At 55.4% G+C, this 16,662-nt stretch carries 10 protein-coding genes; 8 read left to right on the forward strand and 2 right to left on the reverse strand.

What is annotated here, in order from left to right; all coding sequences use genetic code 11:
* The 5 genes from PAT3040_RS17770 to PAT3040_RS17790 all read left to right on the forward strand — a co-directional run.
* Positions 1 to 1,423 (forward strand): helix-turn-helix domain-containing protein (locus PAT3040_RS17770; RefSeq protein WP_181376693.1); only part of this gene is annotated, 1,423 nt, incomplete at its 5' end.
* Positions 1,424 to 1,501: 78 nt separating this feature from the next.
* A complete protein-coding gene (locus PAT3040_RS17775; protein ID WP_258235029.1) occupies positions 1,502 to 3,004 on the forward strand; it encodes an ABC transporter substrate-binding protein in 1,503 nt (500 codons plus the stop codon).
* 406 nt (positions 3,005 to 3,410) lie between these two features.
* Complete coding sequence (locus PAT3040_RS17780) at positions 3,411 to 5,483, forward strand: alginate lyase family protein (RefSeq protein ID WP_108993784.1); 2,073 nt, start codon at positions 3,411 to 3,413, stop codon at positions 5,481 to 5,483.
* 40 nt (positions 5,484 to 5,523) lie between these two features.
* The gene (locus PAT3040_RS17785) at positions 5,524 to 5,847 is read left to right on the forward strand and encodes a cupin domain-containing protein (RefSeq protein WP_108993785.1); all 324 of its coding nucleotides are present in this window, start codon (positions 5,524 to 5,526) and stop codon (positions 5,845 to 5,847) included.
* A 200-nt stretch (positions 5,848 to 6,047) separates the two neighbouring features.
* Positions 6,048 to 7,829: an OmpL47-type beta-barrel domain-containing protein gene (locus PAT3040_RS17790; RefSeq protein ID WP_108993786.1), complete on the forward strand. Its 1,782-nt coding sequence runs from the start codon at positions 6,048 to 6,050 to the stop codon at positions 7,827 to 7,829.
* A gap of 208 nt (positions 7,830 to 8,037) precedes the next feature.
* Here PAT3040_RS17790 and PAT3040_RS17795 read toward each other — a convergent pair whose 3' ends face one another.
* The gene (locus PAT3040_RS17795; RefSeq protein ID WP_258235030.1) at positions 8,038 to 9,537 is read right to left on the reverse strand and encodes a DHA2 family efflux MFS transporter permease subunit; all 1,500 of its coding nucleotides are present in this window, start codon (positions 9,535 to 9,537) and stop codon (positions 8,038 to 8,040) included.
* A 221-nt stretch (positions 9,538 to 9,758) separates the two neighbouring features.
* On the opposite strand from PAT3040_RS17795, the gene PAT3040_RS17800 reads away from it, so the two are divergent.
* The 3 genes from PAT3040_RS17800 to PAT3040_RS17810 all read left to right on the forward strand — a co-directional run bounded on the left by PAT3040_RS17800 (position 9,759) and on the right by PAT3040_RS17810 (position 13,954).
* On the forward strand, positions 9,759 to 10,361 hold the full coding sequence (locus PAT3040_RS17800; protein WP_108993787.1) for a TetR/AcrR family transcriptional regulator: 603 nt from the start codon (positions 9,759 to 9,761) through the stop codon (positions 10,359 to 10,361).
* A gap of 200 nt (positions 10,362 to 10,561) precedes the next feature.
* Positions 10,562 to 12,184 carry a response regulator gene (locus PAT3040_RS17805; RefSeq protein WP_179215984.1) on the forward strand — a complete coding sequence of 541 codons (1,623 nt, stop codon included), beginning with the start codon at positions 10,562 to 10,564 and terminating at the stop codon, positions 12,182 to 12,184.
* Positions 12,185 to 12,187: 3 nt separating this feature from the next.
* Complete coding sequence (locus PAT3040_RS17810) at positions 12,188 to 13,954, forward strand: sensor histidine kinase (RefSeq protein ID WP_108993789.1); 1,767 nt, start codon at positions 12,188 to 12,190, stop codon at positions 13,952 to 13,954.
* Here PAT3040_RS17810 and PAT3040_RS17815 read toward each other — a convergent pair.
* Positions 13,938 to 16,505, reverse strand: coding sequence for an outer membrane protein assembly factor BamB family protein (locus tag PAT3040_RS17815; protein WP_108993790.1), 2,568 nt, complete (start codon positions 16,503 to 16,505; stop codon positions 13,938 to 13,940). The two genes, PAT3040_RS17810 and PAT3040_RS17815, sit on opposite strands and share 17 nt — an antisense overlap.
* Positions 16,506 to 16,662 lie beyond the last annotated feature (157 nt).

Raw genomic sequence — 16,662 nt, forward strand, 5'->3', positions numbered from 1 at the left:
CGATATGGTGCGGGAGCTGCAAGAGAGCGGCACGACCGCCAAGGTCATCTTCTTCAGCGGGTATTCGGAATTCGAATACGCGCGGGAATCGATGAGGCTCGGCGCCTTCGACTACGTGCTGAAGCCGTTCACGGTAAAGCAGATCGAGGAAGTGGTGCTTCGCGCCAAAGCGCAGATCGAGGAGGAGCGGGCGAAGAAGCTGGACCGCCTGGCGCTGGAGCGGAAGCTGCGGGAGAGCCTGCCCTATCTGCGGCAGGAATACTTCCGGCTGCTTATCCGCCACGAGGAGCAGCCTGCGCGGGCGGCGGACAAGTGGGAGTTCCTCGGCATCGACATGGAGCCGCGGGGCTTTATCGCGATGGCGGTCCAGATCGACGGGCTGCCGGAGGAGAACTCGCCGATGCCGGTGCGCGAGGTGGAGCTCAGCCGTTTCGCGGTGCAGAATATTTTGGAGGAGACGCTGAAGAAACACGTCAAAGGCGTGTTGTTCCGCGAGCAATCGGGCCCGTTCGTCATCCTGGTCAACGACGGCGACGACCCCGACGTGCTGGCGCTGGCGGAGGCTTGCCGCAATAACGTCAGCCTGTACGCGAAGCGGGACATCTCGATCGGCATCGGGGGCCACGCGGACACGATCGGCGAGATCGCCATGTCCTACGCGCAGGCGAGGACGGCGCTGAGCTATCAGTTTTATTTTGGCAGCGGGAGCATGATCGCATATAAGGATATCGAACGCCAGGTCGGCATGACGCCGCAATATTCGCCGGAGAAGGAGACGGAGCTGCTCTATTGCCTTCGGTCCGGCAACCGCGAAGGAACGGAGCGCCTTCTGGGGGATATGTTCGAGGAATGTCTGCGTTACCCGGCCCCGCCCGATCCCGATAATCTGACCAACCTGTTCTACGGGCTCGCGTTCGCGATGTACCGGGTGCTTGCAGAGAAGGCCGATCCGGAGCAGAGAAGATGGCTGGACGAACGTCTAGTGGCGCTCAAGAAAGGAAAGTACGCCTCGACGTCGGAGCTGATGGACGGGGTGCGGGAGCTTGGGCTGACGGGCTGCGACTGGATGCAGAAGCGGCAGAAGAACGACGCCGGCCAGTTGATCCACCAGGCCATTCAGTACGCGAGCGAACGTCTTGGAACGGACCTGTCGGTGCAGGAATGCGCGGCCGCCGTTCATTTGAGTCCCAGCTATTTCTCCAACTTGTTCAAGAAGGAGACGGGCATGACCTTCATGCAGCACGTCACGGGCGCGAGGATGGAGAAGGCCAAGAAGCTGCTGCTGGAGGGCATGCAGGTGCAGGACGTGACGTTCGAGCTGGGCTATCGGGACCGTCCGTACTTCAGCGAGCTGTTCAAGAAACACGCGGGCATGACGCCTACGGAATTCAGGAGCAAATATGAAGGCGGAGGGACGGAGTAAGCTCGGACAGGGGGAACAGGAGAGTCATTTTACCCTACATGAATCGTTATTTTGCCCTTCTTGGAGGAGGAGCCGGAGGTGCTACAATCAGGACAGGCAAGCAAGTTGCCGGTCGAAGCGCTTCGGGCGGCCCGCGAGCCAGATAAAGGGGAGGTAAGGCAGATGAAGAGAGTATTCGGTGGAAAGTATGCGCTTACGTTAAGCGGTTTGACGATTCTTGCCCTGCTTGCGTCGGCTTGTTCTTCGGGGACAGGCGGCAACGCGAACTTGAACGGGGGCAACCAAGGCGAGCAAGGCGGAGCCTCCGGAGAGAAGACGAAGATTACCTACTGGACGATGGATCGCCATGATATGGATTACATGCAGACGAAGGTAGATGAATATAACGCGACCAACACGGACAATATCGTGGTCGAGATGAAAGTCATGGCGGACAACTACAACCAGGCGGTCGACGTGGCATTCTCCAGCAACCAGGCGCCGGACGTGCTGAAGGTCAACGACTTCCCGACCTACGTGAACAAAGGATATCTGGCTCCGCTGGGAGAGCTGCTCGGTGCGGAATTCCTGGCGCAATTCGACGGCTTGCTGGTCGACAACGTCTATCAGATGGACGGAGTCGTCTATACGCTTCCGAACACCGGCCAGTTCTGGAGACTGCTCTACAACGTGGATCTGATGGAGCAAGCGGGTTATTCCGAGCCTCCGAAGACGCTGGACGAGATGGTCGACGCCGCCAAAAAAATCACGGAAGCCGGCAAATCGCAAGGCATCTACGGCTTCGCGAGCAACTTCAAGAGCGGCTCCGGCTTCACTCGCCCGGCTTACGCGTCGGGCACGCTGGACTCCGCGACGAGCCACGAGGGTTACAACTACCAGACGGGCGAGTTCGACTTCGAAATGTACCGCGACGTCGTCGAAGCGCTTCGCCAGATCAAGGTGGATGGCAGCATGATCCCGGGCGCGGAATCGCTCGACATCGATCCGCTTCGCGCGCAATTCGCCCAAGGCAAGATCGGCATGTACGTCAATCATTCCGGCGAGCCTGCGGTATACACCTCCCAATTCCCGACGGACATTAAATGGGCGGCCGCGGAAGTGCCGACTTCGGACGGCGTCGTAGACGGCGTGTCGTGGGTCAATGCGGGCGGTTACCTCGGCATCAGCTCCAAGTCTCCGAACAAGGAAGCCGCGGCCAAGTTCGTGGAATACGTGTACGGCAAAGAGCTGCGCGTCGAGTATCAGGAGAAGGGACTCGGACTATCCGTTCTGCCGTTCGTCAACGAAGCTTCGGGACAACCCGAGCTGAAGGGCATCGACGGCTTCCTGCCTACCAAATACGACGGCATCTACCCGGCTACGCCGAGCTCCATCACGGAAACGAAGCTGGAAGGCAAGAAGGCGGCGGACGTCTTCACGGAATATATTTTGACGGGCAATTCGTCGCTCGACAGCATCATCGCCGACTTGAACGAACGTTACAAGAAGGCGCTCGCAACGACGCGCGCCGACGGTTTGACCAATATTCAGGCGGATCCTTCGTTTAACGCAAGCAGCCTGCAAGGTTCTCTGGCGAAGTAAGGCAAGGACTGATGAACGATCGAATGCCGGAAGGCCGCCTGGGGCGGTCTTCTTGGTTATAGGAGGCCGTAGGCGTTAAAAACGCCGATGGATCTTCCAGCATTAACAAAGCATGGTCGCACGATGGAATGGGAAGGGAAGCCAATCGTACGCCTAATCCGGAAATAACGGGAAAAGCTCCCTCTAATCTTAACGAATCGAGTTGTTTGTTTGACTTAAAGGGAAAAGCGCCCTCTAATCATATAGGATTTGCATAAATGCAGCGATTCGGCCGGAATTAATGGGAGGAAATCCCTCTAAAGCTCGGGGGATGGTGAGGATGGGTTTAATAGAGGGAGGAAATCCCTCTAAATTCCAGGGGATCGCGAGCAGGGGTAAGGTTCGGCACGGAGAGGAGTGAGTAGCGGTGGAAAGTTATCTTTATTACGCCCCCAAACAAAGAAGTGAATGGGGCAACCGGTTCCGGGAATTATTTCCGGAGAAAACCGAAGAGGCGATGAGAGAAGCCGACGACAGGGTCAAGGATAACGTGATCTCATGGAAAGGCATGTCGATCGACATGGGCGATTCCATCGATTGGCTGCATAATCCTACCGGCGACAAGGAGTTCACCTGGGGCATTAACCGCTTCAAGCATCTACGCTCGCTTGGCATCGCGTACGCCTGCACGGGAGACGAGACCTACGCCTCGAAGGCGTGGGAGCACGTCTCCGGCTGGATCGCGACGCAGCCTTGCCCGTGGGGACTTCCGCCGGAGGAAGCGACGTACTTTCAGCGTCCAGGCCCGTGGAGGCTCTTGGAGACAGGGCTTCGCCTGCGGCAATGGATATACGCGTACCACTTCTTCCGCGGCTCGGACAGCTGGTCGGGAAATGCGGAGAAGTTGTTTCTGGAGTCGGTGAAAGAGCACGCGCGGTTCCTGACAACATATCCGGCGAGCATCGAGATCAATCATTCCATTATGCACATGATCGGGCTGCTTAGCGTCGGCTTATCGTTCCCGTCCTGGGAGGAGAGCGAGGCCTGGACGGCCTTCGCTGTCGGACGGCTCGAGGAATGTCTCCGGGAGCAGGTGCTGCCGGACGGCGTTCATGCCGAGTTGACGCCGCATTATCACATGGTGTCGCTGGAGCTCTTCGTCGACTGCGCGGTCATGCTGCGCAAGCGTGGACTGACGTTCTCCGAAGAGTACGAGCGCGTGCTGGCCGGCATGGCGGACTTCTCGCGCCGGATGACGCGGCAGGACGGCAACATGGCACCGTTCGCGGATTCCTACGCGAACCAGCCGCCGGATCTGAATGCGGCGGCGCTGTATTACGACCGTCCAGAGTGGCTGCTGCGCGCTCAGCTACACGAGCAATTCTGGACGGTGGGGCCGGAGGCGATCGAGCGGCTGCTTGCAAGAGCGGAGGAAGCTGCGCCTGGTGGTGATAAGCGGGGAAGACCGGGAGGAGAAGCCGGGCCTGAAGGAGAGTTTCGGAGAAGAATGGGAGCGGTAGTCGGACCCGGAGGAGAGTTGCAGGGAAGAGCGGGGGAAGGAGCCTCGTCAGCAGTAGGGCCGAGAGTCGGGCTGGGGGCGGAATCTGCCGATCTGCCCTTCGCGTTCCCGTCGGCCGGTTATTACGGCCTGGGCAACGGCGAGCAGCAGCTGATCTTCGACGCTGCGGCGCTAGGCGGCCCGCATGGCCACGCCGACGCCTTATCCTTCGAATGGTGTGCATTCGGCGAGGCGCTGATGGTGGATCCCGGCACTTACACGTATGTAGAGAATCCATGGCGCCGCCATTTCAAGAGCACCGCGGCGCATAATACGGTGCTTGTGGATGGACAGGATCAAACGCCGTATTTGCGCACCCAGCGCTGGGGAACGCCGGAAGCTTCCGTTAGGTTGATCCATTGGGAAGCGGAGAGGCAGTCGATCTGCGCCGAGCATGACGGATATGCAGGTCGCGGAGTTACGCATCGGCGCGCCGTCTGGTTCCTTGATAGCGGGGAATGGATCATCATCGACCGTCTGTCCGGCACGGGCGAGCATGTGTACCAGCATCGCCTTCATAGCCGTCTGCAGCAATGGAGCATAGAGAAAACAGGAGGCGCCGGGGAGCGAGAATCGGGCTCGGCAAGCTTCTCGCTTCGCGGCAGTTGCTTAGTTGGCCGGGCGGACATCGACCTTGCCTGCGATCTGCTCCTGTTCGGCCCCGCCTCCATGGAGGTGGACGTCGAGGATGGCTGGGAGTCGATCCGACCGCTGGAGCTGGAGCCGCTTAAGGTGGTTCAGGCGCTTCTGACGTCGGATCACGGAGGCTGGTTCGCGACGGTGATGAAACCGAGATTAGGCGATGCCGACGGCAAATCGCTTGGGATCGACGCGAGATCGAATTCGGAGGGCGGCTGGAGCGCGGAGCTGGATGAGGAAGGCCGTCCCGTCGTTACACTGATGCGGAACGGACGGTTGTCGAGCTTCAGGCTGCCGGAGTAAGATGAATAGGTGGAACGATTAATCGGAGGAGGGAGCAAGCGTGGTCAATACCAAAGTATGGGAGCCTGCCGAGCCAGGCGTGAAACGGCATATTTTCGAGCCTGGGCAGGACATCATGATGATGGAGGTACACTTCGAGGAAGGCGCGGAGGGTTATTTGCACCGCCATGTGCACGAGCAGTTCTCTTACTGTCTTGAAGGACAGCTGGAATTTACGATCGACGGGGAAAAGACGGTGATCGCGGCCGGAGAGACGATCCGGATCCCGAGCAACGCCGAGCATGGGTGCCGGGCGCTCAAGCCGAGCAAGCTTTTGGACGCGTTTACGCCGCTTCGGCTGGATTTGCTGGGAAGGCAATCATAACGGTTTATTCCGAAACATAGAAGAGTTGGAAGAGCGGCTCCAGACCAGCATGGGTCAGGGTGCCGCTCTATTTTCGTTACGCTTCTAAATAGATCAAGCGATGTGGGGTAATGAGGATTAACTTACATAAATTAGTCATTCATGCTATTCTTTATTGAGAACGTTATTTTAACTAATTTATGTGAAGGAGAGGGTTTGACATGTTTCGTGCAACTGAATCAAGAGGGGGAAAGTCAATCATTATTTGGGCCATGATGGTCTCGCTTATCGTCATGTCCTGGAATGTTGGAAGCGCGCAAGCAACAGATGATAATGTTGTAACGCGTTCGCTGCAAGGAACAATTGTAGATGAAGCCGGTGTGCCGATCGAAGGAGCGACATTGCAGATCGGAATCTATAACGCTTCGCAAGGCTTCCAATTCGTCGGATCGGGCAGCACGGATACGCAAGGCAAATACAGCATCGACTACGAAAAGACGCTCGGCGATGCCGTATCCGCGATACTAAAGGTTCGCGGCTTCGTCGTTGTATACGAAGTGCTCGCCGACACGCTCGACGTCGAATTGCCGGAGGAGTCGTCGACGATTACGGGCACGATCACGTTTGGAGACGAATACGCGACGCCGGTCGGCAACTACCCCGTCAATCTCGGCGTCTATCTGGGCCGGGGCGAGGGGCGAATCAACATCGGCGACGCGTTGACGGACGCGGATGGACGTTATGCATTCTCGTTCATTCCGGGCAACTTCAACTCTATGCGAGGAGAAAATTACTTCGTCATCACGTACAACGGGAATCAGGAAGAAACGCTGCAGTTGCATCAAGGCGGCCATGCCGTAAGGGATCGCATGGTGTACGATCAACCCCCAAGCTATTTCAATGGAAGACTTGAAGTGGACGTCACGGATGCGGCTACGAACGAACCTATTGAAGACGCCGTGGTTGAACTTGTAGGCACGAATATTCCGTTGGTTCAATCGGGCCATTATTTCTTCTCCAATGTGCTTCGGGGCGGCCCGTATACCGTTCGCGCCTCTGCCCCGGGGTACGAGACGACGGAGGAGCCGATCGAGATCAACGGGTTTGTGTATCGGCTATCGGTCAAGATGACCGCAAGCAGCGTAGGCAACCCGCCGGTCGTCACGGCCGTTGCCGAGAGGGAGCCGGATCGGAACGGCTGGTATAATCGGGACGTGCTTGTCTCGTTCCACGCGGCAGACGAGGAGGGGGAGGTAACGGTTGATCCGCCGATACTCGTAACCGCCGAAGGAAGCAGCCAGACGATTACGGGCACGGCGACCAATGCAGCCGGATTGACGGGAACAGGCTCCATTATCATCAGCCTGGATAAATCGGCTCCTTCGACGGATGCTCTGACGAGCGGCGACACGAGCGGCGGACAATGGTTCAGAAGCGATGTGGAAGTGTCGTTGTCCGCTATCGATTCTTTGTCCGGGGTGGAAGGGACGGAGTACAGCCTGAATCATGGACGTACTTGGAAAGCTTATCAAGGGCCGATCACGTTTACGAATGAAGGCGAGCATCGTCTGCAATATCGCAGTACGGACTTGGCCGGCAACAAGGAAGCCATCAAGCAGCTTGTCGTAAAGATCGACCGGACGCCGCCCGTCCTGCTGGTTGTGTCCAATCCGCCTTTGTTAACGAACGCGAACGGCAGAATGGTGCCCGTCCGTACAGTTGTGATGGGCGCGGATTTCTACTCGGGCGTGGAGTCCATCGAACTTACGTCCATTAAGATTCATGAGAATGGCGGCAATGGAACGCTCCCTACGCCGGACGATATCCAGAAGGCGGAATACGGTACGTTCGATACCTCCTTCGAGCTTCGCGCCGAGGCTCCCGCGCCAGGATTGACCCGCCATTATACGATTACTTATACCGCCACCGACAGAGCGGGCAATGAGACAACCGCGAAGACGGTCGTGAGCGTGGCGAAGCTGTGGTCGTTGCCGTGGCAGTAAGAAGCAGCCGGAACAGAGCAACGAGGTCGAACGAGGCTGATCCAACCTCCTTGCAACTTCTAAGCGTTCGCATGGGCAGATCAGAGGTGAATCGGCCCGAAGCCCCCTTTGGGCGGCAAGTCATATTTTTATCCGAATGAAGAAAAGGCGCCCTCGTCCCTGCCAAGGCAGAGATAAGGGCGCCTTATACGTTCTAACGTGCCGGAGCTTAGTTCACAGCTTCCTTGGTCAGACGAACGCCTTTCGCGCCAGGCTCGGGAGCCGGAGTAGTCCGCTTGATGAAGAAGGACAGCAGCAGCCCGACGACTCCAATGCCGATAATGACGAGGTAAGCATCGTTGATGCCCTCGATGGCGGCAGCCGTAGCCAGATTTTCCGGCGACATGCCCGATGCGGCGAGCTCGCCGGCATGCGTCTTCGCGCGATCCGACATGATCGTCACAAGCAAAGCCGTGCCGACTGCGCCGGCGACCTGTCTCACGGTATTGGAGATGGCCGTGCCGTGCGCGTTCAAGCTTCTCGGCAGCTGGTTGAGGCCGGCGGTTTGGATCGGCATCAGCAGAAGAGCCATGCCGATGCGTCGGCCCGTAGACATCAGGACAAGATAAGAGTAGCTGGTGTGATCCGTCAAATTGATGAAGCCGATCGTGGTCGCGATCGTAATGACAAGGCCGATGACGGATAGCCACTTGGCTCCGAACCGGTCGAACAGCTTGCCGGTAATCGGCATCAGGAAACCCATCACCAGCGCGCCGGGAAGGAGCAGCAAACCCGACTCCAGCGCGGTATAGCCGCGCGCGCTCTGCAGGTACAAGGGCAGCAGCATCATGTCGGCATACATAACCATCGTAACGGCGATACCGATAATGGTGGTCAAAGAGAACATTTTGTACTTGAAGGCACGCAGATCCAGCAGCGGATTGCCGGAGACCAATTGTCGCCATATAAATAACGCAAGCGCGATCAGGCCGGCAACAATCGTAAGGATGACTTCCGCGCTCGACCAGCCCTTGCTCCCCGCGCTGCTGAAGCCGTACAGGATGCCGCCGAAGCCGACGGTGGAGAGGAGGACGCTGACCATATCGAAGCGGGTCGCCATTCTCTCCGAGACGTTGGTGAGATAGAAGTAACCGCACGCGATTACGATAAGCGCTAGAGGAATCATGCCATAGAACATCGTCTCCCAAGCGAAATGCTCCATAATATAGCCGGCTGTCGTCGGTCCGACGGCTGGCGCGAAGATGATGGCGAATCCGACCATGCCCATGGCCGCGCCGCGTCTCTCCGGCGGGAAGAGCGTCAGAATAACGTTCATCAGGAGCGGCATAATGATACCGGCGCCTGCCGCCTGAATCATGCGTCCCGCCAGCAGCACTTCAAAGCCGGGGGCCAGAGCGGATACGACCGTACCGATCAGGAAGATGATCATGGATGTCTGGAATAATTGCCTTGTCGTAAATCGCTGCATGAAGTAGGCCGTGATGGGAATCAATACGCCGTTGACCAGCAAGTAACCTGTGGTCAGCCATTGAGCGGTTGCCGCGGTTATGTCGAAGTCGATCATGAGCTCTGGCGTTGCCACGCTCATAATGGTTTGATTAAGAGTAGCCAGAAAGGCGCCTAATATCATGACGAACAGTATGGGACCCTTCTTGACGGCGGTGCCGCCGCTTTCCATATTTTTGCTCACCTTTCTCCATCCTCTCATCTCTTTGTCTCTTTATAGACTAAATTTACAATGTGTTGTATAGTTTACATTGCATAAAATAGATTATAGTCCCCGGTCAATCCAAAGAGCAACCGACAGCTTGAGACGACAGTGTAGTTTAATTGACACATAACCCCAATCTGTCGCCGACCTCCGAAATATTAGACGAAGACAAGCGTAATTGTAGTTTTAAAGATGGCAATGCAAAAGGAGGGGCAAAAATGGAACGAAAGCAGACCAAAGCGGATCCCCGAATTCTTCGGACTCGGCAATTGATTCGGAACGCGTTCGTGGAGCTCCTGCAGGAGATGGAGATCGAAAAACTGTCGGTTAATAAGATCGCCGAACGCGCTACCATAAATCGTGTAACCTTCTACCTGCATTATCGCGACATTCCGGATATGATGGAGAAGATCGCGGATGAGATGGTTCAGGAGATCGAGGGGATTCTGGACAAACCGTCGGTGTGCGACCCGGAGGCCCAATCGGACTCGGACAGCACGGTCCTGCTCAGTTTGCTGGAGCATATCGCGAGCAATGCCGACTTCTACAAAATCGTGCTCGCCTCCAAACGGACGACGATCTTCTCCGATCGTTTGCTTAAGCTGCTGAAGGAGTTAATTACCGTTATCGCGGAGAGAAGGGGCAACGAGCATTACCGAACAAAGGTGGGCATACAGAAGGACATCGCCATCTGGTACAACTCCTCCGCCTTAATCGGCACGATCGTGTCCTGGCTTCGCAACGATATGCCTTATACGCCGCATTATCTCGCGGAACAATTCGCTCTGCTGAGAAGGCATCCCTATCCGAGCGGCAATTAGAGCAAATCATGCCATACTCAATCAGACCCCAACGGGTTCCCGCCGCAGCGGAAATCAGTTGGGGTCTCTCGTTCTATTCTGAGCGAGTCGGACGAGCCGCGTTGAAAGCGGTCACATCCGTCATGCGAAGGATAAGAAAGATCATCGACACGAATTCAGGTCCATTTTATACTGATCCTTATAAGGAAGGAGTGATCCCTGTGTACAAGATTCTAGTCGTTGACGACGAGCCGAACGTGAGCATCGGAATCCAGGATTTCCTGTTGGCATCGGATCTTCGCATCTTGAGCGTGGAGACGGCCCTGAACGGGTTCGAGGCAGTCGATTATTTGCGAATGGACCAATTCGACTTGGTCTTGACCGATATTCAGATGAGCAGGATGAGCGGAATCGAGCTCATGGAGACGATTTATCTGGAGCAGCCCAATCTGCCCGTCATCGTGATCTCCGCGCACGAAGAGTTCGACTTCGCGAAGAAATCGCTTCGACTGGGAGCAAGGGATTATCTGGTGAAGCCTGTAGAGGAGGAGGAACTTCTTCGCGTCGTGCAAAGCGTGCTGAGCGAGAAGGAGGAAATCGGCAGGCAATCGCTGGAACGATCCATTCAGGAACATGGGCAACACTCATCCGAGCTGGCGCGGCGTCGCGAAATATTAATGGAGCTGTTAACAGAGAGAGGTTTGTCGAAGCAAGAGCATGATGAGCTTGTAACCGAGCTGGGGAAAGAGCTAAAGGGACCTTATTTTGGCGTGATCTCCGTGCGCCTCGACTTTAGCCAGGGAGGCTTCAGCAAACGGGAGGTCACTTATCAGGAGCGGAAGCTCCTCAAGTTCGCGGCATTAAATCTATTCGAAGAGAGCTTGATGGAATGGAACGGATTGACGTTAAACGGCTTCGGCAATGAGCTGATCGGCATTATTCAATTAAGCGAACAGCCTTTGAATGGACAATACCACGCCTTGCAATCCCAGCTTCATCTCATCGGGCAATTGGTTTCGGTGAATTTCAAACAATATTTGAACGTCGATGCGACGATCGGCATGAGCAGCTTGCGTGCCGACAAGACCCTTCTGTCCCGGTTAATGGAAGAAGCGCAGATGACGGCGGAGTGGAGGAAGCTTCATCCCGAGCAGCAAGTTTTCTATTATGAGGATGTTGCCGCCCAGGACAGCCTGAATATGGTGGGATGGATGGAGAAGGTGGAGGATTGCGCGCAACTGCTGAAGGGCGGCGATGAGGCACAACTGGAGGGACATGTTCGGGAACTGGTTTCCGTGCTTAAGGAGCTTGGACATACAGATGAATTAAAGGCCAGCTACTTCGGCATGCTGGTCTATCGGATCTATGGCCTGCTGCTGGAATATGGACGCGGCAACGGCGCGTCGCAGCGCCGGTTCGATCCCGATGTCTATTTCAGGGAAATGCCGGCTGAAGCCAAGGTCGATGAGCTTGCCTCTTATATCGAAGCGGCCTGCCGTTCGCTCCGCGATCTGGCGCGTGAGAGGGATCGGACCATTCTGGACCAAATCATGTCCTATATTCAAAAGCAATTTCGCAATCCCGCGCTCAAGATTCAGGATATCGCCGGAGAGATCCACTTCAGCGCGGCGTATCTTCGTTATTTGTTCAAGAGGGAAACCAAAAGGAGCGTGTGGGATTATGTAACGGAGCTTCGCATCGAGGAAGCCAAATTTTTGCTTGCAACGACGGATAAGAAGCGGTACGAGATTGCAAGCGAAGTCGGCTATGAGTCGCCGGAGCACTTCAGCCGAATATTCAAGCGTTACACGGGCGTCAGTCCGGCGGAATATCGCAAAGGATAGGGAGTGATCGGACTGAAGCTGAAATTTAAAGTAACGTTGGCGTTTGCCCTGTTTATCATCGGCCCCTTTCTAATCGTCGGGTGGATCTCCGCTTATAAGGCGGAGGAATCGATGCAGGATGAGCTGGGACGAACCATGCTGCAATTGGCGAAGCAGAATCATACGACGATAACCAAATCGATGTCCGCAGTAAATGACAAGACGATTACGTTCCTCGGCAACCATCTGTTCAATCGCACCGTACTTAACCCGTTCTGGCTAAATATCGAGACGTTTAGCCAGATCAATCAGGCGGACGAAATTTTGGAGCGCTGGTCCTCGGACGGGACGAGCTATACCCTGTACATGATGAATAGGGAAGAAAAGCGTACCCATGTCGACCTGTCGGACAAAAACAGCGGTTTTAAATATTTCGATTTCGATCATTCCGACCGGCCCGAATGGGTCCAGCATGCCGACAATAAGCGCGGAGCAGGCGTGTTTCGGTTGATTCCATCCTCGGAAGGAACTGCGACGGTGAGTTTTATCCGAAGCATTTTAAATGCCCAGAATTACAATGATGTCATCGGATATCTGGTCGTCTCCCATTTGGAGGTGCATTTCACCAGGGATCTTTTATCTGTCCAGCTTCCGGAGAACTCCGGTATTTTTTTATTTAACGACGCGAACGAATTGCTCATGCAAGCCGGATCGGCGGCGTTTCCCGAGGCTGGCATAACGGAACTGGCAAGCAGGGAGACTTCGGGATACCGATTCGTTAATCAGGGAGGGGAGCGTTGGCTGTCCGCGTACGCCTATGAACCGGATTTCCATACCCGGCTTGTTTATCACGTTCCGCTAAATTCGTTATCCAGCAGCTGGAAGGGGTTTCAGTGGTTTATTATGATCGTATCCGCGATCTATTTGGTTCTTGTGCTGTTATTCGTTTTGTATTTGCTTCGGATGATCGTGAGGCCTCTGCATCGCCTGGTTACAATTACGAAGATCTATGAGCCCGGCGTCCCGCTAGCCTCGGACAATAGCCGGGATCTGCTGCGTTCGGACGAGTTCGGCATATTGTACGGCTCGTTCTTGAGGATGACCAGGAGATTGGATCATTCCTTCGAGGAGAACTATGCCATGAAGATCAAGCAGAAGGAAACCGAGCTGGCGACGCTTCATTCGCAGATTACGCCGCACTTGTTATACAATACCCTCGACTCCATCTATTGGTATGCGCTTCGCAAGGGGAACAAGGATGTAGGCGGCATGATCAAAGACTTGTCCAAGTTATTGCGGATCGGCCTTAGCAAAGGAAGAACGATGATTCCGATCGGAGAGGAGATCGAGCATGTGCAGGCGTATTGCCGTCTTCAGATGAAGCGGTATCCGGACAACTTCGAGGTGCATTGGGATATAGACGAAGACGCCAAGAAGTATACGACGCCTAAGGTCATCCTCCAGCCGCTTGTCGAAAATGCGATCTTCCACGCCGTCAGCAGCATGGATGGCGAAGGCGAGATCCGGATTGCGATACGATGCGCGGATTCCGAGATCGAGATGACGGTGGAGGATAACGGCTTTCTTCCCGTAGACATGGAGAGATTGGAGCAGATTACGAGAGGCGAGATCACGGATAAAGGTTATGGCATCCGGAATGTTCATCAACGCATTCAGCTCCATTTTGGCGAGGCGTTCGGTTTAAGGTACATCCGCGGCGAGGGAGGCGGCGTCAAGGCGCTAATCACTCTGCCGCGGCAAGAGTATATAAAGGTCATTCCCGACTCTTGACCAATCGATCCGCCACGCTAAAGAATCCATTGTCGGAGCCAATGTATAGCGTTCCGTCCAGAACGGTCAGTTGCGCTCTTGTCCTCCAATGCTCCATTGCGTCATAGCCGCCGTGGCGTGTTCCTGCGATCCGGTACAACGCCTCTCCATTGTGCGGATCGAACACCAGGACGCCCGCGTCGCTCGCGGCGAGCAGTTGCCCATCGAACCATTGCAGCCAGACTCTAGAAGTCGGCTTGCTTAACCAGTATTGGTGTCCGTCGCTGAGGCGCAGGCGCCGAAGCGTGCCTTCACTCCAGGCATAGACTGCGTCGCCGACGACAATTGCCCGTTCGAGCGTGCCGTCCATCGTCCATAACGTTTTGCTGGATCCCAGATCGAGCCATTCCGAGGTGACATCGCTGTTATAGCCAAGCGGGGCACCATCTTTGGTTGATAGACGAATGGCATATCGATCGTTTACGATCTCGTAGCCGATATCGTCTCTTCTTGGCAGCGTGCTTAGCGGATCCCCTGTATTCGTATCCACCAAAGTCCAGGCTAAGGGGCTCTTTACCCATAGTTGATCCATGCGGTCGTCCAGCGCTCTCGCCTCGTAGTAGAAATGATCCGCCCATTCCGACAACGGTGCTGCCATGCCTTCCATCCGCCAAACCTCTTTGCCATTCTTCGGCTCATAGGCTGCAATCTCGTTGCCAACCGGCACTCCGCTATCCATGCCGTACTCAATGATCAGCTTGCCGCCTGCGATCAGTGACGGTATGAATCGGCCTGGGTGATTGAGCTCCCGGCTCCACAGCTTGCGGCCGTCCCGCAGCGCGTACGCTTCAATAAACGATCGGTACGTGTTCGGACTATAGAAATCTCCGGTTGTATAAATCATTGCCACGACTTTGCCGGCCATGCCATAACTGACATCAAACGTATCGTCGGGGAGGTTGTGCTTCAGTGTCCACTTATTGCTTCCGTTGGAAGTGTCCAGTACATCGAGACGTCCCAGCCGCTCCTGTTCGGCGTTATTCTCTGGCGGCATATGAACAGCCATATAGCGGCGATCCGAGGAGAGGATAAAGCGGTCCGTATGGAAACCAAGATCCCGTTGCCAAAGCTTGCGTCCGGTAGCAGGATCAAGCGCAAATAAATTGGAGTCGTAATGCATGCCGCTGAATCCGCCGTCCTCCCCCGAAATTAGCAATGCCCGATCCGTTCGCCCGATGAAAAAATTATAGGCAAGATCGCTCGTTGTCCGCCATCGCAGCGACTGTTCCTTCGTAAACGGCTGGCCTTCCTCGCGGGGCGAGAATGTATAATCGACGACCTTGCCCTGCGGTGACCAGTCGATGAGCAGTTCGGCGGTTTCGGATTCGTAACGCCAGCGCTCCAGCGTCTCCATGGGTTCGCCCGTCGATTTTACGTTCCCGGAACGCTCTACCGCTTGAGGCAAGCCAAGAAGCTTCTCCAGTTCGGCTTGCGGAGCGCCTTCCCGAACAAAATAGTAGGCTACAGTTCGGGCAGACAGATAGGACGCTTGAGTCGAATCGAACAAGTCGTTTACCTGGCCTTCATGAATATATGTTCCTTCATCCTTTATCCAAAGAACGCGCGGCTCCGCCTTAAGATCCTTTTCTTCGACAATAACGGCACGCCAATTGCCGCTGCTGCCGACAACAAGCAGTCGTTCTCCGGCATCCATCCGCCGAGCCACGGCATCGTCTGCAGGCTGCCAATAAATCGGCGTACCATCGGCAGCTACACTCCATTGCTCAGGCGCCTGTTGACTTAGTGACGACGCCTCCGCCGTAAGCATCCATACCGGTACCCAGGCATCATACCAGCCCTCTCCCTCCCGGATATCTACAAGCTGGGCAAAATGCTCCGTCAGCGCGGTCAACTGATAGTTATGCCCCGGAACTGCTCGATAGACGACGGTATTGTCAGCCCCTTGGGGCAGACGGGTCGCATCGATTTCCGCATGCACTTGTACCGTATCGCCAATCCGAAATCCTTGCTCGCGGGCAATTCGGTTATCGGTTGAGCTGGATGGATACTCCAGTTGCGCAGCGGTCAACAAAGTTTGCAAGTTGCCGTCGCTGTCATGATAATGATAGGTTGCATCCAAAAGTTTGCCTTGCTCGTCCCAATACAATAGCAGTTGCCCGTTTACTTTGCCGCTGAGCAACCCGCGCAGGTCGAGATAGCCCTGGCTGTCATCCCAACTATAGGTATAGCCATGGGGCGCTTGATCGTACCGCCACACCTCCACATCCACCAGATCATTGCCAATCCAGTAGACTCCCTTGCCGATATAGGAGGGCTGGCCGTAAGCTGAGCGCGCCTGGCTTTTTGTTGTCGTTCCGTCCAGATGTTCGCGGATTGAGGCATCCGTAATCTCGAGTGTAGATGCGGAAGCAAGTGAAATGGCTTTTTGATTTGTCGCGGCAGGCGTTACTGATGGGCTAGGGGCTTGCGTTGCCGAATTTTCGCAACCGGCCAGCAGCCATATGAGGGCGATCACGCTTAATAGAGTGGCTTTTTTCTTTGGGAAAGTCATCTTCCGGACATCCTTTCTCCGATTCCTTTACATACTAATATTACCAAATAGAACGTGCAGGAGCTTAGAAAGGTTGCGTATTGACAGAATATTTCGATTATCTTACCATATAAGAATTTAACTCCGCCCCTCAGGGGGGGGGGGGGGGTTGCCCCGG

This window comes from Paenibacillus agaridevorans (genome assembly GCF_003112455.1).
GTDB classification, from domain to species: domain Bacteria; phylum Bacillota; class Bacilli; order Paenibacillales; family Paenibacillaceae; genus Pristimantibacillus; species Pristimantibacillus agaridevorans.

Coding starts and splice junctions, on each gene's coding strand:
- PAT3040_RS17800 (WP_108993787.1), top strand. CDS start 9,759: ATGGAACGAAAGCAGACCAAAGCGGATCCCCGAATTCTTCGGACTCGG.
- PAT3040_RS17790 (WP_108993786.1), top strand. CDS start 6,048: ATGTTTCGTGCAACTGAATCAAGAGGGGGAAAGTCAATCATTATTTGG.
- PAT3040_RS17795 (WP_258235030.1), bottom strand. CDS start 9,537: ATGAGAGGATGGAGAAAGGTGAGCAAAAATATGGAAAGCGGCGGCACC.
- PAT3040_RS17815 (WP_108993790.1), bottom strand. CDS start 16,505: ATGACTTTCCCAAAGAAAAAAGCCACTCTATTAAGCGTGATCGCCCTC.